General features: G+C 42.0%; 17 protein-coding genes. All 17 read right to left on the reverse strand.

Features of this window, described 5'->3' with window-relative positions; translation table 11 throughout:
• Positions 1-107: hypothetical protein (locus ACH2DQ_RS03740; RefSeq protein ID WP_395025641.1), on the reverse strand; the 107-nt coding region annotated here is incomplete at its 3' end.
• Positions 108-166: 59 nt separating this feature from the next.
• Positions 167-1,024, reverse strand: a complete 858-nt coding sequence (gene atpG, locus ACH2DQ_RS03745) for an ATP synthase F1 subunit gamma (protein WP_394911058.1) — start codon at positions 1,022-1,024, stop codon at positions 167-169.
• A gap of 94 nt (positions 1,025-1,118) precedes the next feature.
• Positions 1,119-2,633 carry a F0F1 ATP synthase subunit alpha gene (gene atpA / locus ACH2DQ_RS03750; RefSeq protein ID WP_394911057.1) on the reverse strand — a complete coding sequence of 505 codons (1,515 nt, stop codon included), beginning with the start codon at positions 2,631-2,633 and terminating at the stop codon, positions 1,119-1,121.
• A gap of 90 nt (positions 2,634-2,723) precedes the next feature.
• A complete protein-coding gene (gene atpH, locus ACH2DQ_RS03755; protein ID WP_394911056.1) occupies positions 2,724-3,275 on the reverse strand; it encodes an ATP synthase F1 subunit delta in 552 nt (183 codons plus the stop codon).
• A complete protein-coding gene (gene atpF, locus ACH2DQ_RS03760; RefSeq protein WP_394911055.1) occupies positions 3,263-3,778 on the reverse strand; it encodes a F0F1 ATP synthase subunit B in 516 nt (171 codons plus the stop codon). The genes atpH and atpF overlap by 13 nt, the downstream gene beginning before the upstream one ends.
• A 40-nt stretch (positions 3,779-3,818) precedes the next feature.
• Entirely contained in the window at positions 3,819-4,085 is a 267-nt protein-coding gene (atpE, locus tag ACH2DQ_RS03765) for an ATP synthase F0 subunit C (protein WP_027295065.1), read from the reverse strand.
• Positions 4,086-4,191: 106 nt separating this feature from the next.
• Positions 4,192-4,866, reverse strand: coding sequence for a F0F1 ATP synthase subunit A (gene atpB / locus ACH2DQ_RS03770; protein ID WP_394911157.1), 675 nt, complete (start codon positions 4,864-4,866; stop codon positions 4,192-4,194).
• 64 nt (positions 4,867-4,930) lie between these two features.
• On the reverse strand, positions 4,931-5,341 hold the full coding sequence (locus tag ACH2DQ_RS03775) for an ATP synthase subunit I (RefSeq protein ID WP_394911054.1): 411 nt from the start codon (positions 5,339-5,341) through the stop codon (positions 4,931-4,933).
• Positions 5,334-5,564: an AtpZ/AtpI family protein gene (locus ACH2DQ_RS03780; protein ID WP_394911053.1), complete on the reverse strand. Its 231-nt coding sequence runs from the start codon at positions 5,562-5,564 to the stop codon at positions 5,334-5,336. The genes ACH2DQ_RS03775 and ACH2DQ_RS03780 overlap by 8 nt, the downstream gene beginning before the upstream one ends.
• Positions 5,565-5,881: 317 nt before the next feature.
• On the reverse strand, positions 5,882-6,322 hold the full coding sequence (locus ACH2DQ_RS03785) for an RbsD/FucU family protein (protein WP_027295069.1): 441 nt from the start codon (positions 6,320-6,322) through the stop codon (positions 5,882-5,884).
• An 86-nt stretch (positions 6,323-6,408) separates the two neighbouring features.
• The gene (locus tag ACH2DQ_RS03790) at positions 6,409-12,498 is read right to left on the reverse strand and encodes an Ig-like domain-containing protein (protein WP_394911052.1); all 6,090 of its coding nucleotides are present in this window, start codon (positions 12,496-12,498) and stop codon (positions 6,409-6,411) included.
• 202 nt (positions 12,499-12,700) lie between these two features.
• Positions 12,701-13,906: an ABC transporter substrate-binding protein gene (locus ACH2DQ_RS03795; RefSeq protein WP_394911051.1), complete on the reverse strand. Its 1,206-nt coding sequence runs from the start codon at positions 13,904-13,906 to the stop codon at positions 12,701-12,703.
• A gap of 93 nt (positions 13,907-13,999) precedes the next feature.
• Positions 14,000-14,989: an ABC transporter permease gene (locus ACH2DQ_RS03800; RefSeq protein WP_394911050.1), complete on the reverse strand. Its 990-nt coding sequence runs from the start codon at positions 14,987-14,989 to the stop codon at positions 14,000-14,002.
• 18 nt (positions 14,990-15,007) lie between these two features.
• Positions 15,008-16,501: a sugar ABC transporter ATP-binding protein gene (locus ACH2DQ_RS03805; protein ID WP_394911049.1), complete on the reverse strand. Its 1,494-nt coding sequence runs from the start codon at positions 16,499-16,501 to the stop codon at positions 15,008-15,010.
• 437 nt (positions 16,502-16,938) lie between these two features.
• Positions 16,939-17,925 (reverse strand): substrate-binding domain-containing protein, encoded by a 987-nt coding sequence (locus tag ACH2DQ_RS03810; RefSeq protein ID WP_394911048.1) that lies wholly within the window; start codon positions 17,923-17,925, stop codon positions 16,939-16,941.
• The gene (locus ACH2DQ_RS03815; protein ID WP_394911047.1) at positions 17,912-19,720 is read right to left on the reverse strand and encodes a cache domain-containing protein; all 1,809 of its coding nucleotides are present in this window, start codon (positions 19,718-19,720) and stop codon (positions 17,912-17,914) included. Before ACH2DQ_RS03815 ends, ACH2DQ_RS03810 begins: the two co-directional genes overlap by 14 nt.
• 3 nt (positions 19,721-19,723) lie before the next feature.
• Positions 19,724-21,328: a response regulator gene (locus ACH2DQ_RS03820; protein WP_394911046.1), complete on the reverse strand. Its 1,605-nt coding sequence runs from the start codon at positions 21,326-21,328 to the stop codon at positions 19,724-19,726.
• Positions 21,329-21,406: the final 78 nt, after the last annotated feature.

Here is a 21,406-nt window from a genome sequence, read left to right on the forward strand (position 1 = left end):
TTAATGTGTACCGCCTCATAAATTTCCGGAAGATGTCCCTCCGGAAACTTAATATCCAATACCGCACCTATGATTTGAGTGATTTTGCCTTTGCTTTTTTCTGACATTGTCTGGTTCTCACTCCTTTTTCTTTCCATATTTTAAACACTGTATCTTGCAGGCACCTCTAACTGATCGCCTCCGCACCAGCAATAATTTCTGTTAATTCCTGTGTGATAGATCCCTGTCTTGCACGGTTGTACTGAAGTGCCAGTTTATCTATCATTTCATCTGCGTTGCTTGTTGCCGCATCCATTGCCTGCATTCTGGCTCCGTTTTCACTCGCCAGTGCTTCTGTAAAAGATCCGTACAGGATACTAGTTACATACTTTGGAATAATGATATTAAGCGCCTCGTCCTCATCCGGTTCGTAATTCATCAGCGACATTTTGTCTTCCCTTGATAATTCACCTTCGGCAAATTCAACCGGGAGGAGCTTCATCAGTTTCGGTTCATGAACTACGGTATTTTTAAATGAGGTATAAGCAACGTAGATCTCACCTATCTCATCCCGTGCAAAAGCATCCAGCACTTCTTTGCTGATCTCCTGTGCATCCTGGAACATAGGCGCATTGATTACTTCGCTGTAATCCCCTCGGATATGATATCCTTTTTTCTCCAGGGATTCCTTCCCTTTTCGTCCTATGGCATAAATCTCCAGATCTTCCTTTTTCCATTCTCCTGCTGTAATCAGCTTTGTTACATTGGAGTTATACCCGCCTGCAAGCCCTCTGTTGGAAGTGATGACGATCACCGCTTTCTTCGGAGACTTTCCGGGTTTCAGATAGGGATGATCCAGTTTGCCTGACCTGGCAAGCATGGAGGTTACCACAGCATACATCCGTTCAAAATACGGCTTGGACTGTTCTGCATGGATCCTTGCCTTCTGCAGCTTTACGGTGGATACCAGCTTCATAGCCTTTGTAATCTGCTGAATGCTGGTTATGCCCGCCCGTCGCCGCCTGATATCTCTCATCGAAGCCATTGTATCATCCTTTCTTACACTTTACCCACTGAATAGCCCAAGCTGGCTTGTGCTATTCCTCAATAAGCAGTGCGAACGCAGTTCACACTTTACCCTATCTGGATTCTTTAAACTCTGCTTTGCATTCTTCGATTGCTTTTATAAGTGCATCTGCTGTTTCATCAGAAATCTGCTTTGTTGTCCGGATCTCTTCCGGAATCTCGGGATATTTTATATCAATATACTCAAATAGTGCTTTTTCAAATTCCAGTATCTCTTCCACATGAATATCCAGCAGATACTTGCGGGTAGCTGCGAAGATAATCATTACCTGGTATTCCACCGGCATGGGCTTATATTGAGGCTGTTTTAACACTTCCTTGATCCGCTCGCCCTGTGCCAGCTTCTCTCTGGTATCATTGTCCAGCTCGGAACCAAACTGGGAAAATGCCGCCAGCTCTCGATACTGCGCAAGCTCCACACGAATCGGGGATGCAATCTTCTTCATTGCCTTAATCTGCGCCGCTCCACCTACACGGGATACGGATAATCCGGCATTGATCGCCGGACGGAATCCTGCATTAAACATTTCTGTTTCCAGATAAATCTGTCCGTCAGTAATAGAAATAACGTTTGTGGGGATATAAGCAGATACATCACCTGCCTGAGTCTCAATAATGGGAAGTGCCGTTAAGGAACCGCCGCCCAGTTCATCTGACAGTCTGGCTGCCCTCTCCAGAAGCCTGGAATGAAGATAGAAGACATCACCCGGGTAAGCTTCACGGCCTGGCGGTCTTCTCAGAAGCAATGACAGGGTACGGTAAGCCGCTGCATGTTTGGATAAGTCATCATAAACCACCAAAACATCCTGCCCCTTTTCCATCCATTCTTCGCCAATTGCGCATCCTGCATAAGGTGCAATATACTGAAGGGGAGCCAGTTCACTTGCTGTGGAAGCTACAATTGTGGTATAGTCCATAGCTCCAAATTCTTCCAGTTTCTTCACAATTCCTGCAATTGTTGATGCTTTCTGCCCAATTGCAACATAGATACATTTTACACCCTGTCCCTTTTGATTGATAATCGTATCCAGGGCAATTGCCGTCTTTCCGGTCTGCCTGTCGCCAATGATTAACTCCCTTTGTCCCCGTCCAATGGGAACCATGGAGTCAATCGCTTTTATTCCTGTCTGAAGCGGTGTATCTACCGATTTTCTGGCAATTACACCAAATGCAACACGTTCAATTTTGCGGTAATTATCTGCGCGAATGGGACCTCTTCCATCAATGGGCATCCCCAGGGAATTTACAACTCTTCCCAGCATACCGTCACCAACCGGTACCTCTACCACTCTTCCGGTTGTCTTAACGGTATCGCCTTCACTGATACTGGTGGTATCTCCCAGCAAAACAGCACCTACATTATCTTCTTCCAGGTTCAGAACCATACCGTGGACATCTCCCGTAAACTCCAGAAGTTCTCCCTGCATGGCATTTTCCAGACCATGAATACGGGCAATCCCATCGGCCACCTGGATTACCGTACCCACATCAGACACGGTCATCTCGGAGGAATATCTTTTTATCTGTTCTTTAATAACGGAACTAATTTCCTCTGGTCTTAAATTCATGAGGCTTTGCCACCTTCTTTCCTGCTATTTATATATATCTAAAAATCTCATCACTGTACCAAACTTCTCTGATACCAAACTTCGCTGATATCAGGCTTCCAGGGAAATCCTGGTAAGTTTCCCGGTGAGATCCACAAGATGACTTTTAATACTGCTGTCCACAACCCGGTCGCCAATTCTTATAATCAATCCGCCAATCAGGCTTTCGTCTACATGAAATTCCATTTCCATTTTCACATAGTCCGTAGTTTCCAACAGTTTTGCCTCAATTTTCTTTTTCCAGTCATCTTTTAATGGAACTGCGGATGTTACATGGGCAATTCCAATTTTCTCATATTCCTTTACTCTCGTAATAAAATAATCAAATATCCGGGGAAGCTCTTTATAACGCCCCTTCGTAACAACAATGACCAGCAATCCCAGACAATCATCCGAGATTCTGCCTTTAAAAACAGACTCCATTGATTTTATCTTTGCGTCATTGTCAATTTTAGGATGCAGCATCAACTGATCAAATTCCGGATTTTGAAGGAGGATCTGCTTTACAGCCAGAACCTCTCTCTCCAGTTCTCCCAGTCTTGCTTTTTCCAGTCCAACTTCAAACAGGGCGTCGCCGTATACTTTCGAAACTAACTTTGCCATGTCTGATCACCTATTTCCTTTAACGTATCCTCTATTAATGAATCCTGGGCTTCCATATCAATAGAAGCCTTCACAACTTTACCAGCCATAAGCGAAGCAATGGATATTATTTCTTTCTTCATATCATCTGCCGCTTTCTTTCTCTCCAGTTCCACCTGGGCGCTGGCTCTGGCAATAATTCTTGCTGCTTCTTCCTTCGCCTCTTCTATGATCCTGGCTTCATTTTTCAGTGCTTTTTGTCTGGCGGCACTCAGGATTTCTTCTGCTTCTTTATTGATGTCCTTAAGCTTTCTGTCATAATCCTCCATAAGCTTATTCGCATCTTCTCTATCCCGTGCAGCCGTATCGATATCTGTCCTGATCCTGTCCTGACGCTTTTGCAGCATTTTCCTTGCCGGATTAAACAGCAGATATGACAGAAAAGTAAACATTACAAACATCGAGATCATAAGCAGCACCGCATCATGAATCAACTGCGGGTCCAGATTAAATAATCGTTCCAAGGTTTCGCCTCCTTTCGCTTATTATTCAGACCTATTTCTCTTAAAGCTTTCCAAGAAGCGGATTTGCAAAGAGTAAAATAAATGCAATTGCCAAACCGTAAAGACCGGTTGTCTCTGCAACTGCCTGTCCTAAAAGCATGGTAGATGTGATATCGGATTTTGCTCCCGGGTTTCTACCTACTGCACTTGCACCATAACCTGCTGCAATACCCTGTCCAATACCTGGTCCTACACCGGCGATCATCGCCAAACCGGCACCAATTGCGGAACACGCTAAAATTAAACCTTCATTTGTTATATTGCTCATTCTGAAATCCTCCTGATCCTTATATTATTATTTTTTATTCCCGCGGACAACAACCCAAAGACAAGCTTGCTTGGCCTTAACCACTGCAGCGGGGACTTAACTATTGCTATGCCTCACCTGGAAGCTTATCCGTAACGAATACCATCGTCAGCATACAGAATACATAGGTCTGTATCGCACCGGAAAAAATATCAAAGTAGATGTGTAAAAATCCCGGCCATCCAATTGCAATCGGTGCCAGCAGCGTATAAATCAGCGACATCATTACGGTACCGGATAAAATATTACCGAACAAACGCAGCGACAGTGAAAATGGTACTGCAATTTCACCAATGAGGTTGATCGGAAATAAAAACGGCAGCGGCTTAAACAAGCCGGTCAGTGCTCCGAACTTATTGTATCTGATATTATTGTACTGAATAATAGCAAATGTCATAATACCCAGCGGCAGCGTGACACCGTAATCCGCAGTGGGCGGCCTGAGGCCAAATAGTCCGGAAATATTACTGACAAAGATAAACAAAAATATGGAACCGATGTAGTTTGCAAATTTGCCTGCGTATTTTCCCATGCTTCCATGTACCATTTTGTCCAGCATCTCTACAATCATTTCCACTGCATTCTGAAACCCTCCCGGTATCTCATCGGGATTTTTCATCTTGCGGTTTGCTATAACAGCAAATACAAAAAGAATGATCATAACGATCAGAATGCTGACATGGGTGGTTGTGATATAGAATTCCTGTCCAAACAGTTTGTATTTGAACAGTCCGTGAATCATAAAATCAACTTCACCGCCCGCCGCCAGCAGCTGGCCCTGACAAAGATACGCATTTCCCACGTTCTCACCTTCCTTTACTTAATTTTTTATTTTTTATTTTTTGAATTAAAATATGGAGGAGCGGCTGCAGATAAGCTCCTATCTTTAACCCAAATAAACCTAAAAATACAGCGACAACATCCCCCAGTTTCAACAGGTATGTGCCAAAAAATATTACCACCACTACAAGGGCACGCAGCATGAACATTTTCTTCATGTGGCTGACAGCGCCTTTTTCATCCATTTCCACTGCATTTTCAATAGACCAGTTCATGTGAACAGCCAGAAATACAGAAATTGCAGTTCCAATCCACAGCCCGGTTGTATAGAGCACTTTGGAATCGGACAGCCAGATCAGTGAAAACTGAAATATAACCCCACATATTAGAATGCCAAGAATCAGCTCTTTTGATACAGGATTTAGCTTCTTAATCATCCTTTTTCTTTCCTCCCGCATTCACCATATCTTTTAATAACATATAACAATTGCGTCCGCCGGCAAGAATACCCAGAATGAGAAGGACAATGGTGGTGTTCCAGCCAAATTTCCGGTCCAGCCAGTATCCGGCAAATACGCACAAGATAATCGGTGCCAGCATACTGATGCCTATTTGGGTAATCATTGCCAGTGATCGAAAAACATCTTTCTTATATTTCACACATCCGCCTCCTTTACGATATTTTACCGTATTATTATCTTAAAACATTTTCCAGATAATGTCTAGTTATTTTACTAAATAATGCACAAAACTTTCCCGATTTTATATATATATTTGACAAACTTTTAACTGGAGTGTTATTTTTTACACATTATACACAAATAATATTTGCAGAAATTGGAATTCTATACATAGCGGTACCGGAAGTTTGCAGGAGGTTAGAAAATCCCCTTTTCAGTATAAAAAGATGCCGCAAGATAACTGACAGGCAGTTATGATACGGCATCTTTATTTTGTGTTACACTGTTATATAATTCTTACTCTACTACTACCCCTTTTTGCAGCATAATATTTGCATAAAGAGCTTTCTCACTGGTTGCAATAATGGCATAAGCGGTTTTTGCTTCATCATAGAAAGCAAAACGTTCGATATTCCCAATGGCTTTATCTCCGCGGCTGTCATATTTTGCAACGATCTCTTTGTATGTATCCCAGATCGGTGTCTCTACATCATCCCCCGGCATTACTTCCATTAAGTTAACGGGATTCTCTACATAGGTGTCCAGTGGGAATACTTTTAAAATAGCATCCAGGATTTCCGGTACGCCATGTCCGTCACAGCGGATCACGATTGCATCTTTTCCCATGGATTCTGCTGGGAAATTTCCGTCTGAGATTACCAGACGGTCACTGTGTCCCATCTCGCATAAAACTTTTAACAACTCTGGTGATAAAATCTGTGGTATTCCTTTTAACATTTGTTTGTCCTCCTAACATATGCATTGTTTTTATTTTATGATATCTTTACTATTATTGCACTGTCGGAAAACATTTTCAAGAGATATTACTTCACTTTGAAAGTAATTTCGTTGGAATATTTTCCATAATAAGTTTTTCCATCTGCTTTTACGTATGCTCGTACTTTAAAGCTATAGGTTGTGCCTTTTTTTAGTTTATTTACAACTGCTGTTGTGGTTTTTACATTATCCACTTTTTTGTATTTTCCTTTGCCTGCCTTCATGTATACTGCAAATCCATCACTTCTTACATTGCTGAAGGTAAGTTTGGCACTGCCATCTGCAGTTTTCTTTACAGACTTTAAGGTGACTTTATTTGGCTTTGTAGCTGTGGTTACTGCAGCTGAATAAGCACCTTTTCCGGCTTTATTTACTGCTGCAACTTTGATCTTGCATTCCATACCAACCGGAAGTTTCTTAATTGTCATGCCTGTTTCTCCAGTTGTTCCTGCTTTGGACCATTTTTTGAATTTTTGATTGTATACGTATACCCGGTAGGTATCCGCACCTTTCACTTTATTCCAGGTCACTTTCATGGAATGTTTCGCCTGACCGCTGACTTTTACATTGGTTACCTTGCCTGGTATTACCACTGCCGGTTTGTTAGCATCCTTCACCGTGATGGTACATTTTGCTGTAATATTTCCATCTGCTGTTTTTACAATAATATCTGTTGTACCGTTGGATACAGCCGTAACTTTACCATTGGAGTCAACTTTTGCTACTTTTTTATCCTTTGATGACCAGGTTACTTTTTTGTTTGCTGCATTTTCAGGATAAACTTCTGCCTGGAGCTGAATCACTGCCCCTTTGCCATATAATACAGCACTTGTTTTATCCAGGCTGACGCCGGTTACGGAGATCACCGGTTTGTCAATCTTCACCTCTGTCTCACAGGACGCCATAAAGGCTCCATCTTCTGATTTTACGGTAATAATTGCTTTTCCGTCTGCTGCTGCCGTTACCACACCATTCTGGTCTACTTCTGCAACCTTGGAATCGGAAGAAGTCCAGGTAACATTTTTGTTAGTGGCATCTGCAGGTGCTATGGCTGCCTTTAACTGAGCTGTTTCTCCCGCTTTGCTGAATTTCAGATGAGATTCATTTAAGGAGATTCCCGTTACTGGTTTTACAATTGAAACGGTGATCTGGCAGGCTGCTGTAAAATGTCCATCTTCTGTTAATGCGATAATGGTAGTTGTTCCGTCTGCCACTGCGGTTACCACGCCCTGGTCAACATTTGCAACTTCCGGCATTGTGGAAATCCAGGTTACATTTTTATTTGTTGCGTTTTCCGGCAATACAGTTGCTTGTAATTCTGCTGTTTCGCCTGCTTTTGTCAGTGTTAACTCTTTCTTGTCCAGAGTAAGACCGGTTACTGCTACCGGAATAGCTACCTTGATGTTGCAGACTACTTCAAATCCGCCATCCTCTGTCGTTGCCGTTATGACTGCATCACCATTTGCAATTGCCGTTACACAGCCATTTTCATCAACGGTTGCCGCCTCCGGATTGGAAGTTTTATAGGTTACTTTCTGGTTGCTTGCATTAGACGGCTGTACCTGCGGTTTTAACTGCAGTGTTTCGCCTGCTTTCTGCATGGTGTGTTCCGTAACATCCATTGTGATACCTTCTACCGGTACAACCTCTGGTACAATCGCTACGGTAACTTCACATTGAGCGGTAAATCCGCCATCTTCCGTAGTTACGGTAATCGTTGCCGGTCCATCAGAAACTGCGGTTACCAGACCATTTCCATCAACGGCTGCGACACCTGGATCAGAAGATTCCCAGCTCACATTTTTGTTGGTGGCATTTTCCGGATTTACAGTTGCTGTCAACTGGATATTTCCATTCTCTGTAGTGATTTCTGCAGTCGTGCGGTCCAGTGAAACACTTTCTGCTCTTACTGGTATTTCTACATTTACTCTGCATGCAGCCACGAAGCCGCCATCTTCTGTAATTGCTATAATTTCTGTATTTCCGGTCGCTGCTGCGGTTACCAGACCAGTTTCGTCTACTGTAGCAGCATTTTCATTTGTAGATTTCCATGATATTTTTTTGTTCATTGCATCCTGAGGTGTAAACACAGGATTTAACTGGAAAGTTTCTCCTGCAGCCGTTAAGGTTTTTTCCGTTACGTCTAAGGCAATTCCGGTTACCCGAAGCCCTACGGTAACTTCACAATCTGCTGTCTTATTTCCATCTTCTGTGGTTACAGTTATTGTAGTTGTTCCAGTTGCAACTGCGGTTACCAGTCCGTTTTCGTCAACAGTTGCTGCCGCCGGATTGGAGGACTGCCATGTTACATTTTTATTGGTTGCATTTTCCGGTGCTACTGTTGCATTTAACTGTAAGGTAGCTCCCACCTGGGTCAGTGTTGCGCTGGTCTGATCCAGAACAACGCTTTCTACCGGTGTAGCCGGAGCTGTAAACTGAACATCGAACTTATCGATCACAGGTCCTGCCTTGCTATCCGCTGTTAATACCAGCTCTCCGGCACCTGCTTTTGTCACTACAACGGGAAGTTCCACTGTTTTATATACATTGGCATCCGGTCCGTATACATCCTTGTTGCCGCTTACTACGTTAGTTCCGCTCCATACAAATGCGTTTGGACTACTCTCGGTCCTGCCGCTTCTGTAAGTTGCAGTCAGTGTATAGGTACCCGCCCGTTCTGCGGTAAACGGAAGTTTAATCACATTTCCTGTTTCAAACCAGTTGATTTCTTTTCCGTTGCTTGCATTCGTGTTATCGGAAATTCTTACATACTTATCGGTATTTACCGGATAAAGGGTAAAGTGTTCCGCTTCTAAATTCGCGGTGCTTTCATCAGAGGGGAATGCAAATGGCACTGCTTCTGTATAATGGTCAAATACGAAAGAAGCTTCAATTGTATTATTTTTCTGAATATTTACAAAAGTATAAGAATATGAATTTGCTGCTTCATCTTCTGCCACTAACTGATCTTTTACCGATTCGCCATTCACTAATACATCATCAATCTTGTAATTAGCTTCTGGTGTGATCACAAATTTCTTATCTGTTCCCTGATAAACCTCATTTTCGCCAGAGTCACTGATACTTCCGTGTTCTCCTGCTGTCGCATCTATCTGGAACTTAACGTATTCAATTTCATTTGGTGTAATCTCAAATTTATCAATTACCGGTCCTGCTTTCGCATCTGCCGTAAAGATTAAAGTACCTGCACCTGCTTCTGTGATCTTAATTGGAAGTACCACTTTGTGATATTCTGTGGCTCCCTCTTCACCGTAAACGTCCCGGCTTCCGCTTTCAATCTTGTCACCGCTCCATACGAATGCATTTGGATTGCTCTGTGCCCTGCCGCTGCGATAGGTGGCTTCCAGATTGTAGGTACCTGCTTTTTCAGCGGTGTAGTGAAGAATAATCTTATTTCCAGGTTCAAACCAGTTCACTTCTTTTCCATTGCTTGCCTGGCTGCTTTCTGTTATTCTTACATATTTATCCCCTGAGATTGGATCCAGTGCAAAAAACTCTGCTTCCAGAAGTTTTGTCTGATCTTTGTATGCCGGGAATGCAAACGGATCTTCTTCTGTATATGGGTCTCTGGATACCAGTCCGTCGATGGCTGCTTTCAGGTTGTTATATGCATTTGTGACAGCCACTCCGGTTGCACTTTCATTATCTACAACCTTCTGTGCTTCTTTTTTCGCATCCTGCATTGCGTTCCAACTGTCTTCCTTGTAGTAAGCACTTACCAGGGAATCAGTAGATGCAATCAGTTCCGATACCATATCTTTTGTGATTTTATCCGCGTCTATGATGGTTACACGGGCTGACGGTTTGAATCCAAGTACCGTACCATCAGATGGCTCTACCAGGTCAACGCTGAAGTACACATCACCAGTATTTAATGTCTGGCGTTTTGTGGTAACATGGGCTGTTTTTTCAGTTTCTCCTTCTTCAAATACCAGTTCAATTCCTTCTGTAGGTATGTAATCACTTTGCACTGCTGTTCCCGGATTGTCCTGGAACAGAACAGTTGCCCTGCCTTTCGAACCGCCGATACGTTTTACGACAAACTCATTTACGGTATCTTCCGGCACCGTGTAGGCAGACTGTTCTAATTCAAACATTCCTTTTCCGCCATTATTTAATGCCAATGCCGCTTCCAGTCCGATCGCTTTATTTTTTACAACCAGTCTGATGGTATGGGGTCCATCCTCTAAATCAGGTGTTTCGTACAAGACCTGTCCCACTGCTCTCTTGGATGCGTTTGTGTTAATGGTAACAGGCTCTGTGGCACCGTCAATATACAAATCTGCTGTTCCATGATTTGGGTCTTTTGTTCCTAAAAGCCACGCTTTTGTCCCGTTAAACTTAAGCGTTACCTCAGCATTTGGATTTGCCCACATGTTCGTGCCATTTGTGTACTGGGAGCCGGTTTCCTGGGTCCAACCGCTTCCGATTTCAAATCCAATACCATCTGCTGTATCCGTATCTTTGATATCGATGTTATCCAGACCATCCGGGATCGCCTGTCCGATTTCAAAGCCCTGGGATGCTTTATAGAGTCCCACCTCACTAATTACAGGAACTGCATAAGATCCGGTAATATTAATGCGTACCTTATCTGCTTTTACAGGAGTTTTCCGGCAGAGTTTTTTTGGACCAATTGTAGTCCCGTCTGCAAACTTTTTCCACTCTCCGCCCTGGTTCTGGTATTCCACGTTAAAGGAAGAAACACGCTGTCCCAGCTTAATCGCTTCTTCTATGGATACCACATCAAATGTTTTGGTTGATCCAAGGTCAATCGTGATGGAACCTGTAGTAGAACCGTCATTCATGGTCCAATAGGTATCATCATTATCATCTTTTAAATTATCCGGTGAATATGCAATATCATCACCCCTTACCGATGATGCAGAAATAGTTACGCCTTCCTGCGCAGCTAAATTCTTCTTAAATGTCTCGTCAATATTCGTCCCAAATTCGGCAACCCGGTCTAAGATAGCCTGATCTATGGTACCTTCCCTGTTGGGCGGTATATTTAATAACAGTACCGCACCATGTCCCACAGAATCAAAATACATATTAGAAAGCTGTTCCAGACTGAGCGGTGTCTTCTTACCCGGTCCCCAGAACCAGCCCGATGTAATCTTGGCATCTACTTCCGGAACTGTCCATTGATTGCCGTCATGGTATCCGGAGGTTGCCCCGCCTATCTGTCTGCTGTCAATGGTATCTCTTTCCTTATCCACCCTTGATTTCGACCAGGTCTCTTCGTTTGCAAAGCCGCTTTCATTCCCGATCCAGCGTACCGTTGTACGGGATTGTGCACCAAAGAGCATACAATCAGATTCAAATTTGTTCGATGCAATTCCTTCATTTTTCTGGATTGTATCAAACCATAAATCAAAATCATAATCCTGAGCCATGGAACCGTCGCCCTTTGCTCCGTCCATCCACACTTCTACGAAATGTCCGTCATTTCCATATTCGTTATTTCCCAGAATTTCCTGGAGCTGATTATTATAGTATTCATTATAATCTAAGAAATCATGCTCTTTATCCGTTGGATTCCCCTGTTCATCACGATATCCGTATGAAGGATTATTTACATCCCATGGTGATAAGTATAATCCCATATCCATATCGTATTTTGTACATGCCGCTGATATTTCTTTTAGTACATCCCCCTCATAATTCGTACTTTCCAGATCATGATCAGTATAGGCACTTCTCCATATACAGAATCCATCATGATGCTTTGCCGTAACGATTATCTTTTTAAACCCGGCTCCCTGCAATGATTTTATCATGTTGTCAGCATCAAAATCATTTTCAAGTGCAAAACTGCTTGGTGATTCCTTCCCATTTCCCCATTCCGTGTTGGTATAAGTATTCATGCCAAAATGGCAAAACGCAGCTAGTTCCTGTTTCTGGTAATCGTACTGGTTTTGGCTCGGTATTTCCCCCCATGGTGCAGGCGCTGCAGTTTTATAATCATTCAGATCAATACTGTAGACACCCTCCCTGTTTGCTCCCTGGGTTTCAGCCTTAGCGCTCATTGAGCTCATTGGAGCCAAAACACCCGGTACGATCATCGCTGCGGTCATTGCTGACGACACAAATCTTTTCCACGTTTTCTTCATACCTCTTCTCCTTTTCTTGTTCGTTTTTGGTTTCTATATAAAAAATTCTGAAAAATCAGAATATTTTATCAATATTCCCAACAATTACCAAGCAATTTAAATACAAAAATAGAGAGGGAATTTATTATCCACTCTCTATTCCGTTTTGAAGCATATTTAATTAAAACTATGAGTTAAAAGTATTTCAGTATTATCCTATAGATTATTCATACAGACAAGGAGCGATGTCCGGATCTTCCATAGTTTCAGCTGTATACCATAAGCATCCTGTATCAACATCAGCTACTTCTTCACCCTTAGCTGCTTTTGCTGCTAAAGTAACTGCCTGATAACCGATCTGAACTGGGTTCTGTGTGATAGATCCTGCGAAGATACCATCTTTGATTGCCTGTAACTGAATTTTACCGGAGTCAAATCCTACAGCGATGATTTTGTCAGCGCCAAGTTTCTGTAAACTTTCATTAGCTGTAACGATATTCTTAGCTGAGAATTCGTTAGAACCATAAATTGCTACTAAGTCAGCTTTGTTTAACAGTGTATTTGCTACTGTTACACATGCAGCATCATCTGTTGTTGCAGGAATACCTACTTCGATGATCACTTTTGCACCGTCAACTTTTGCGTTGTATTTGTCATGTCCTTCAACAGAAGTTTTGTCAGCTCCGATTAAGGAAACCATTTTATCAATGAAACCGCCAGTACGTTCACCGATAGACTGAGAGGTAGCATCCTGAGATACACAGCCGATTCTTACTGTTTCTGCCGGATCTGTTACTTTGTCTTTGATCAGGTCATATAATTTTTCTGCTGCAAGCTCGCCTGCTGCATAGTTATCTGTAGCTGCATTAGCAACGATAGCACCTTCCGGAGCATTTGGAACACCTGAGTCAAATCCAACAACCGGGATTCCTGCTGCCTGTGCATCATTTAAAGAACCTAATACTGCTTCTGTATCAAGAGCTGCCAGACAAATTGCACTTGGTTTTTTATTGATCGCATTCTTTAACTGCTCAACCTGTTCTGGAATAGCACTTTCATTCTGTGGTCCAACGAAGTTTGTTCCCTTTAATCCAAGGTCTTTCGCTGCATTTTCTGTACCTAATTTAACAGCTTTCCAGAAGTCATGCTGGAAACCTTTTGCAACGATTTCTACTGATACATCACTGTAATCGCCTGTAGCTGCTGCTGTAGTAGAAGCTTCTGAAGCTGCTTCGCTTCCTGCTGCTTCTGTTGTATCTGCCTCAGATGCTGCTTCACTTGCTGCCTCAGTTGTTGCTGCTGTTGTTTCTTTTTCTGTAGCTGCAGTTGTTGCTGCTTCTGTTGTTTTTGTTTCGGAACTTCCACACCCTGCTGCTAAAGCTGCTACCATAGATACGCCTAATACTACACTAATCACTTTTTTCTTCATTGTTAAATCCTCCCTTAATAGAATTTGAAGTTTTTATTTTGATCTTCCTGCATTTTGCAGGAAGATTTGAATAACATTGTCAGCTGCTTCTGATTAACCCTGTTTCCTTCTGTTGTAAACATCTGCAAATACTGCGATGATTAATACGAAACCTGTAATGAATAACTGATAGTGAGGCTGTAATCCAATGAATGGAAGACCTGTTTTCAGTACGGACATGATGAATACACCAATTAATGTACCGGATACGGAACCAACACCACCGGAAAGAGATGTACCGCCGATTACTACACCCGCGATTGCATCCAATTCGTAACCATTACCTGTACCAGGCATGATGGTTAAGTAAACTGCTGCATAGGAGATACCTGCTAATGCTGCAAAGAATCCACTGATTACATATGCTAATGTTTCCCATTTTACTACGTTTACACCAGACAGTCTGGTTGCTTCTTTATTACTTCCTAATGCAAGGATGTAACGTCCCGGACGGGTTTTATTTAAGAAGATGGACATAATGATTGCTAATACAATCAATAAGATAAATCCTGTAGGAATTCCGGCTAACGGAAGACCTTCTCCCTGGAACTTGAAGATATTTCTAAACCAGCTTCCTGCTGACTCGCCCTGTGGGAAAGTAACGCTTGCTGTTGCTGTTACGATAGAGCCTAAACCTCTTGTGATCATCATCATACCCAGTGTAGCGATGAAAGCCGGAAGTCCCATAACCGAAACCATTAAGCCGTTTGCCATACCGAATAAGATACCTAAAACTAAGATTACTACCATACAAAGTGCCATCGGAAGACCTGCTTTATTAAATAAAGTACCGCCGATCAATGCACAACAGACGCAGACTGTACCGATTGACAAGTCAATTCCGCCTGTAATAATTACAAAAGTTACACCAATTGCTAAAAATCCAATGTAATAAGATGAATCTAAAATACTGATAAATGTACTATATTGAGCGAAGTTGGTTCCGGCTATACAAAAGAAGATAAATAATACAACCAGTGCCAATACGGCTACCAATTTCTGCGTTCCAATACTTCCTAACTTTCCTTTTTTCTGCTCTGCCATTTTCTCTTAACCTCCTGATTATTCTCTTAATGTTGCAGCATGCATGATCTTTTCCTGAGAAGCTTCTTCAATGGAAAGCTCTCCAGTCTTACGGCCTTCACACATAATAATGACTCTGTCACTCATACGAAGTACTTCCGTAAGTTCTGATGAAATCATGATAATGGATTTCCCATTTTTTACAAGTTCATTCATCAGAGCATAAATCTCGCTCTTTGCACCGACGTCAATACCACGGGTAGGTTCGTCGAAAATCAGGATGTCACAGTCTCTGGTAAGCCATTTTGCTATAACTACCTTCTGCTGGTTACCACCAGATAAGTTCTTTACTTTCTGTTCAATCGAAGGTGTTTTTGTCTTTAACGCTTCTACATAATTCCTGGTAACTTCTTTTTCTTTTTTCTTATCGATGAAAAGTCCGTTTGTAAAGTTCTCCAGGGAAGCCATCGTGGTATTTTCAGCTACTGTTTTTTCAACATTTACACCGAAACGCTTTCTGTCTTCTGACAGATATCCGATACCCGCATTAACTGCATCCTGAGGGCTTTTGATCTCAACCTTTTTGCCATTGATATATATTTCACCGCTGTCTTTTTTATCGGCACCAAACAATGCTCTTGCTGTTTCTGTTCTACCGGCTCCCATCAATCCTGAGAAACCAAGGATTTCTCCCTTGTGCAGATCAAAGCTGACATTTCGAACCATCTTTCCGGCATTTAAGTTTTTAACACTTAAAACAACCGGTGCATTTGGAGGTACATTGCTGTGTTCCTTAGGGTCTTCGTAAACAACACGTCCAACCATCATATTGATGATATCGTCCTTCGTGGAATCTTTTGTTACGATTGTTCCTACATACTCACCGTCACGCATAACCGTTACTCTGTCTGTAATTCTCTTAATTTCATCCATTCTGTGAGATATGTAGACGATTCCGATGTTCTTCTTGCGAAGGTCATCGATGATCTTGAATAACTCAGTGATTTCAGCATCTGTAAGCGCTGCTGTCGGTTCATCGAATACGATTACCTTTGCATCTGTAGAAATTGCCTTTGCGATTTCACACATCTGCTGCCTTCCTACTGTTAGACGTCCCATCGTTTCTCTTGGGTCAATATCAATATTCAATAAATCAAATAATTTTTGTGCTTCGACATTCATCTTTCTGTCATTAATCATTTTACCGTTCATGCTTTCGCGTCCGATAAATATATTTTGAGCAACAGTCAAATGATTCATCATGTTCAATTCCTGATGCACAATAACGATACCTGCTGTCTGAGCTTCTTTTGGGCTTTTGAACTCTACTTCTTTACCCTCAAATGTAATGGTACCTTTGTCCTTTGCATAAATTCCGGTTAATACTTTCATCAAAGTTGATTTACCGGCTCCGTTCTCACCCATCAGTGCATGAACTTCACCTTTTCTTAATTCCAGATTAACCTCTTTTAAGGCATGGACTCCGGGGAAAGACTTATCAATGCCTTTCATTGTCAGTATTACATCACCCACGTTCTCACCTTCCATTTCTTTTTTTTGCAGTTATTAAATAACTTTCCTCTAACTAATGAACATTATATGTCTAAATTGTGAATATAACAATAGAATATCTTCTTAGAAAAGGTAAAAATCTTACTGTATCATAAAATTTTTACCTTTTGGATGTACAGAATGACGCAAAAGATCGTGGAATGCACTTCGGAGATCCGAAACATTCTGTCAATATAGAGGACTATATCAACGAATGTTCGAATCTCCGACGTAATTTACCTGATTATTTGTCTGATACTAGTACTCCATCCGGACAGTAACAATAGTGACAGCACTGCCTATTTTGCCATCTGCCGCGTTGTCGTCAGTCAGCGGAGGAACCACTCCGCTTCCATCCTTCGCCTTCAGACTGACAAAATATTCAGCACTGTCACTATCATTACTGTCTGGATGGAGTACTAGTTAGATTCCCGAAAATGGAACAGCAATTTTTGATTCTCTTCTGTATACATATTATCTTTTGTGATTAATTCTGATCCGGAATCCACATCCTTCTCTACGACGGTTCCATGAGCAATTTCCACTGCCTTCTGTACACCAAGATAGCCCATATTAAAGGGCTTTTGAATGATAATTCCCTTAAAAACGCCTTCTTCCAGCAATTGGATTTCTTCTATAGAACTGTCGAAGCCAACCATGGTAATCTTCCCCGCAAGGCCCAGGTCTTTTACAGCTCGGGCAGCTCCTACTGCAGAATATTCGTTTAATCCGGCTATGACATTAATCCCTGGATTCTTCTCCAGCATTTCTTTTGTGACCTCATATGCCTTCTGGTAGTTGGAATTGCAAAATACCGTATCTACAATATTTTTTTCATATTCTCCCAGTCCATCCCGCAGTCCATGCTCTCGCTCCATAGCCGTTGAAGAACCTTTTACATGTGCCACAATTCCAATCACCGGTTCGCTATCCGGCAGATTCTGTTTAATGAAATCTCCCATTTTCTGTCCAGCCTGGAAATTGTCGGTTGCTACCAGGGTTAACCCCAATTCCTGATCGATGGAGGAATCCACAAGCACAACTTTGATCCCCATCTCAAGTGTCTGTTTAATTGCATCCGTAATATCCGTAAAACTGCTGGGCGCAATCATAATAACGTCCGGTCTCTCATCTGCCGCCTGAAGCAACAGTTCCCTTTGTTTTACATAGTCGTTTTCAGAATCTGCGCCCGTAATAGTCATATTGGCATCGTATTCCTTTGCAGCAACCTGTGCCCCTTCTGTGAGGGACCCCCAAAAATCCGAATCATCCACTATCTTGGGAATAAACACAATCTTAACCGGGCTGGTCTTTCCCTGCCAATGGCCAATCAGTGCCCATCCCGTGAACAGCAGAACCGCACCAACTGCCAGGATAACCAGGATCGATTTTTTACTCTTCGTCATACGCATCTTCCTCCATTTCATCATTTGGTATCGTTACGTATACGCTTGTACCAATCCCTGGTGTACTCTCATAAGCCAATCCATATTCCCTGCCGTAATACAGCTGCAGACGGTTATGAACGTTATAGACCCCTACTTTATTAGAAACATCATCGGGCCGCTTGTTCTCCAGAACGTGATCCAGAATTTCTTTTTCCATGCCTACACCATTATCCCGAATACAGAGAATGATCTTCTCTTTCGTCATTTCACCGGTAATATAAATCATTCCTTTCGTTTCTTTGTATTTGATACCGTGATAGATAGCATTTTCAACAATCGGCTGAATTACCAGCTTTACAATATTTTTTCTCTGTATCCGCTCAGGCACATCTATTTCAAATTCCAGTTGATCCCGGTAACGCATTTTTTGAATCGTCAGATATTCTCTTGTATATCCCAACTCTTTTCCAATCGTCACAATTTCATCCTCATTGCTGATACTCTGGCGCAAAAGCTTAGCCAGAGATGATGTCATCTGTACAACCTCACGGTTTTTTCCTCCTTCTGACATCCATATAATGGAGTCCAGCGTGTTATACAGAAAATGGGGATTGATCTGAGACTGCAATACCTTTAGCTCACTCTTCCTTTTTTCTTTTTGTTCCCGGATGTTTTCTTCCATCAGATTCTGGATCTTGCCGGTCATAATATTAAAGGACTTCCCAAGGCTCGCCACCTCATTTTCTCCCTTACTTACAAATGCAGCATTCTGGAAATTCCCCCGCTCCACTTCTTTCATGGAATCCTTCAGATCCTTAATGGGTTTTGTAATTTCCATTGAAAGCACAACCGCCAGAACCATGGCAAGTGCAAACAGCCCGGATGCGATCACCAGATAAAATACCTGCATCTCATTTTTATTCTTGATCAGTTCCCCTATGTAAGAAACACCTGCGATTGTCCAGCCTGTTTCACTTGAGGTGCTGACCGTATACAATTTACTGCCATTTCCGTCATCCGCTATGAAGCTTCCGTTTTTCTGAAGCAGTACACGGTCAATGGCTTCCACTTTCAAACCGCTGTTCAGCAGCTGCTGCTGGGGATGATAAATGATACTGCCGTCTTTATCCAGAATAAACATGTATCCCTTATTTCCCAAGCTAATCTTTTCACACAGGCTCTTAATGGCGCTGTAATTCAAATCAATAAAAAAGATCCCTTCGATTTTATGGGTAGCCGGATTAATCAGCCCTTTGCTCAGCGTAACAACCCACTGGTATTTATCCTTAAATGCATTCTGTACATGGGAACCGGACACTACTGCGGCTCCGTTTGCCTTCATAGTGTTGATATACCAGGGCTTATCCCGAATATCCCCATTTGGATTCAGGGTTGCCACCCCTCTGTTCAAAACCATCTTGCCATTGTCGGCAATGACCGCAATATTATAGATATCTTCCCTGGTATCCAAAACTGTTTTAAACTGCTCAAGCAGTCGTCTCTTCAGGACTTCACCCTTGCCTTCATTGCCAAACAGATAATCCACAACATCCGAATGATCTGTAACCATCTGGGAAATGGATTCCATATAGCTGATATAGGAATCAATATTGGAATTCACCTGCTCCACCAGCTGCTTCGTATAGTCCTTGGAGTTGTCCAGAACCGTTTCTTCCGTATAGTTTAAAGAGAAAAGAAGGAATATCAGCAGCGCAAGAACAACAACAAGGGTAAAGGAAAACAACATGGAATTACGTATACTTTTAAAGTGAAATAGAAACCGCACTGCTTCACCCCTTTTTTGCTTATCCATAAATTACCTCATCTTTTTCGCATATTCAGTAGGAGTCATTCCTGTAATCTTTTTAAATGTAATGCTGAAATAATGCGGATCACTGTACCCCACATCTTCTGCAATTTCATAAGTTTTCTTCGCAGTGTTTTCAATCAGGGACTTTGCCTTTTCGATCCGCTTCTTCGTCAGGGCCTCAATAAAAGTCTCCCCTGTATAGTTCTTGAAAATAGAACTGAAATAGCTGGTACTCATCGCCAGATGCAGACAGACAGAATTTAGGGATATTTTAGAATCTCCGTAGTTCTTATCTATGTAATCCAGCGCCTGCAGTGCCTGCTTCTTACAGTAACTGTCCTTTTGATCTTTCATACTGTGAGACAGGGTCTTACCAAACTGGATCAGATCTTCGGCAATATCCGTCAAATGCTCTTTTTCATAGATCGAGTTCAACAGCTCTCTTTCTTCGATAAAAATATCACTTTCACTTAATGTGGAGGCATCCAGTTCATTCATAATGGAAAGCACCATATTCTGAACGTAGAAAATACTTCTGTTTTTTGTCACATAGGCATCTCTTAAAGACTGCACAAAAGCCAGCACATATTTTCGTATCTCATGCTCGTTGTTTGTTTTAATCGCCATGACGATCTGATTTGCCCATTTGGAGACATCCACATTCTGTATTTCCTGGTTATCCCTTAAGTTCTTGGCATAGATCACCTGGTTGCCGCCCAGCAGGAACCGGTATTCCATTGCCTTTTTGGTATCATTAAAAGAACTGTAAACATGCGTCAGGGTATTAACCGCCCTGCCAAGACCTATGGTACATTCTATTTTTAAAAACTTTAAAATTGCCTCCTGAATTTCCTCGCAGACACGCAGTGCCATTTCTTCCAGATCACCATTTCCCGAGAATATCATGACAGTTTTTTCTTCAAATGCCTGAAAGGTCACACCGGCACCGTAAGATGCCATAATCTCAGATGCTATATTAAAAATGGCAAAGTAAGCCAGGTCTGTCTTCGTCTCTGCCTCCTGGCTTAAAAACGGGGAGAGGTCATCCCCAATGACCATCGCCGCCATAAACTGACTGCCATTTAACTGGATCTGGTAATCCAGGAGCTTGTCCTCTATAGTATCTTCATTTACGTTTCCCTGTAAAAGCCCAATTAAAAAACGCCCGCGCATCAATGGCAGGTTACTGATATAAGCTCCGCGTATTTTCTTCATATTTTGTTTTTTTAACTGTTCTGCATCCAGAGCTTCCTTTACCTTAAGGAGCGTTTCAGACAATTCAAAGGCAGTTATGGGCTTCAGGATGTATTCCACAACCTGATATTTAACTGCCTTTTTTGCATATTCAAATTCATCATAGCCGCTGATGATTACTACTTTCGTATCTTTATACTGTTCATATACAAATTTTGTAAGCTCCATGCCGTCCACATGTGGCATACAGATATCTGTAAGAAGGAGATCCGGCGGATTCTGAATTATCATGTCCATTGCCTCTTTTCCGTTCTTACAAGCACCGACCAGTTCATAACCCAATTCATTCCACCTTGTATTTTCACTGATAGCCTCCCGGATAAGGGCTTCATCATCAACTAATAATACTTTGTACATTTTTGCCTCCCTGAACATTTATTTTAATTCTTTATTATTCTATCTTATATGATATAGAAATACAACAGAATTGTCAAT

This window comes from Robinsoniella sp. (genome assembly GCF_034124845.1).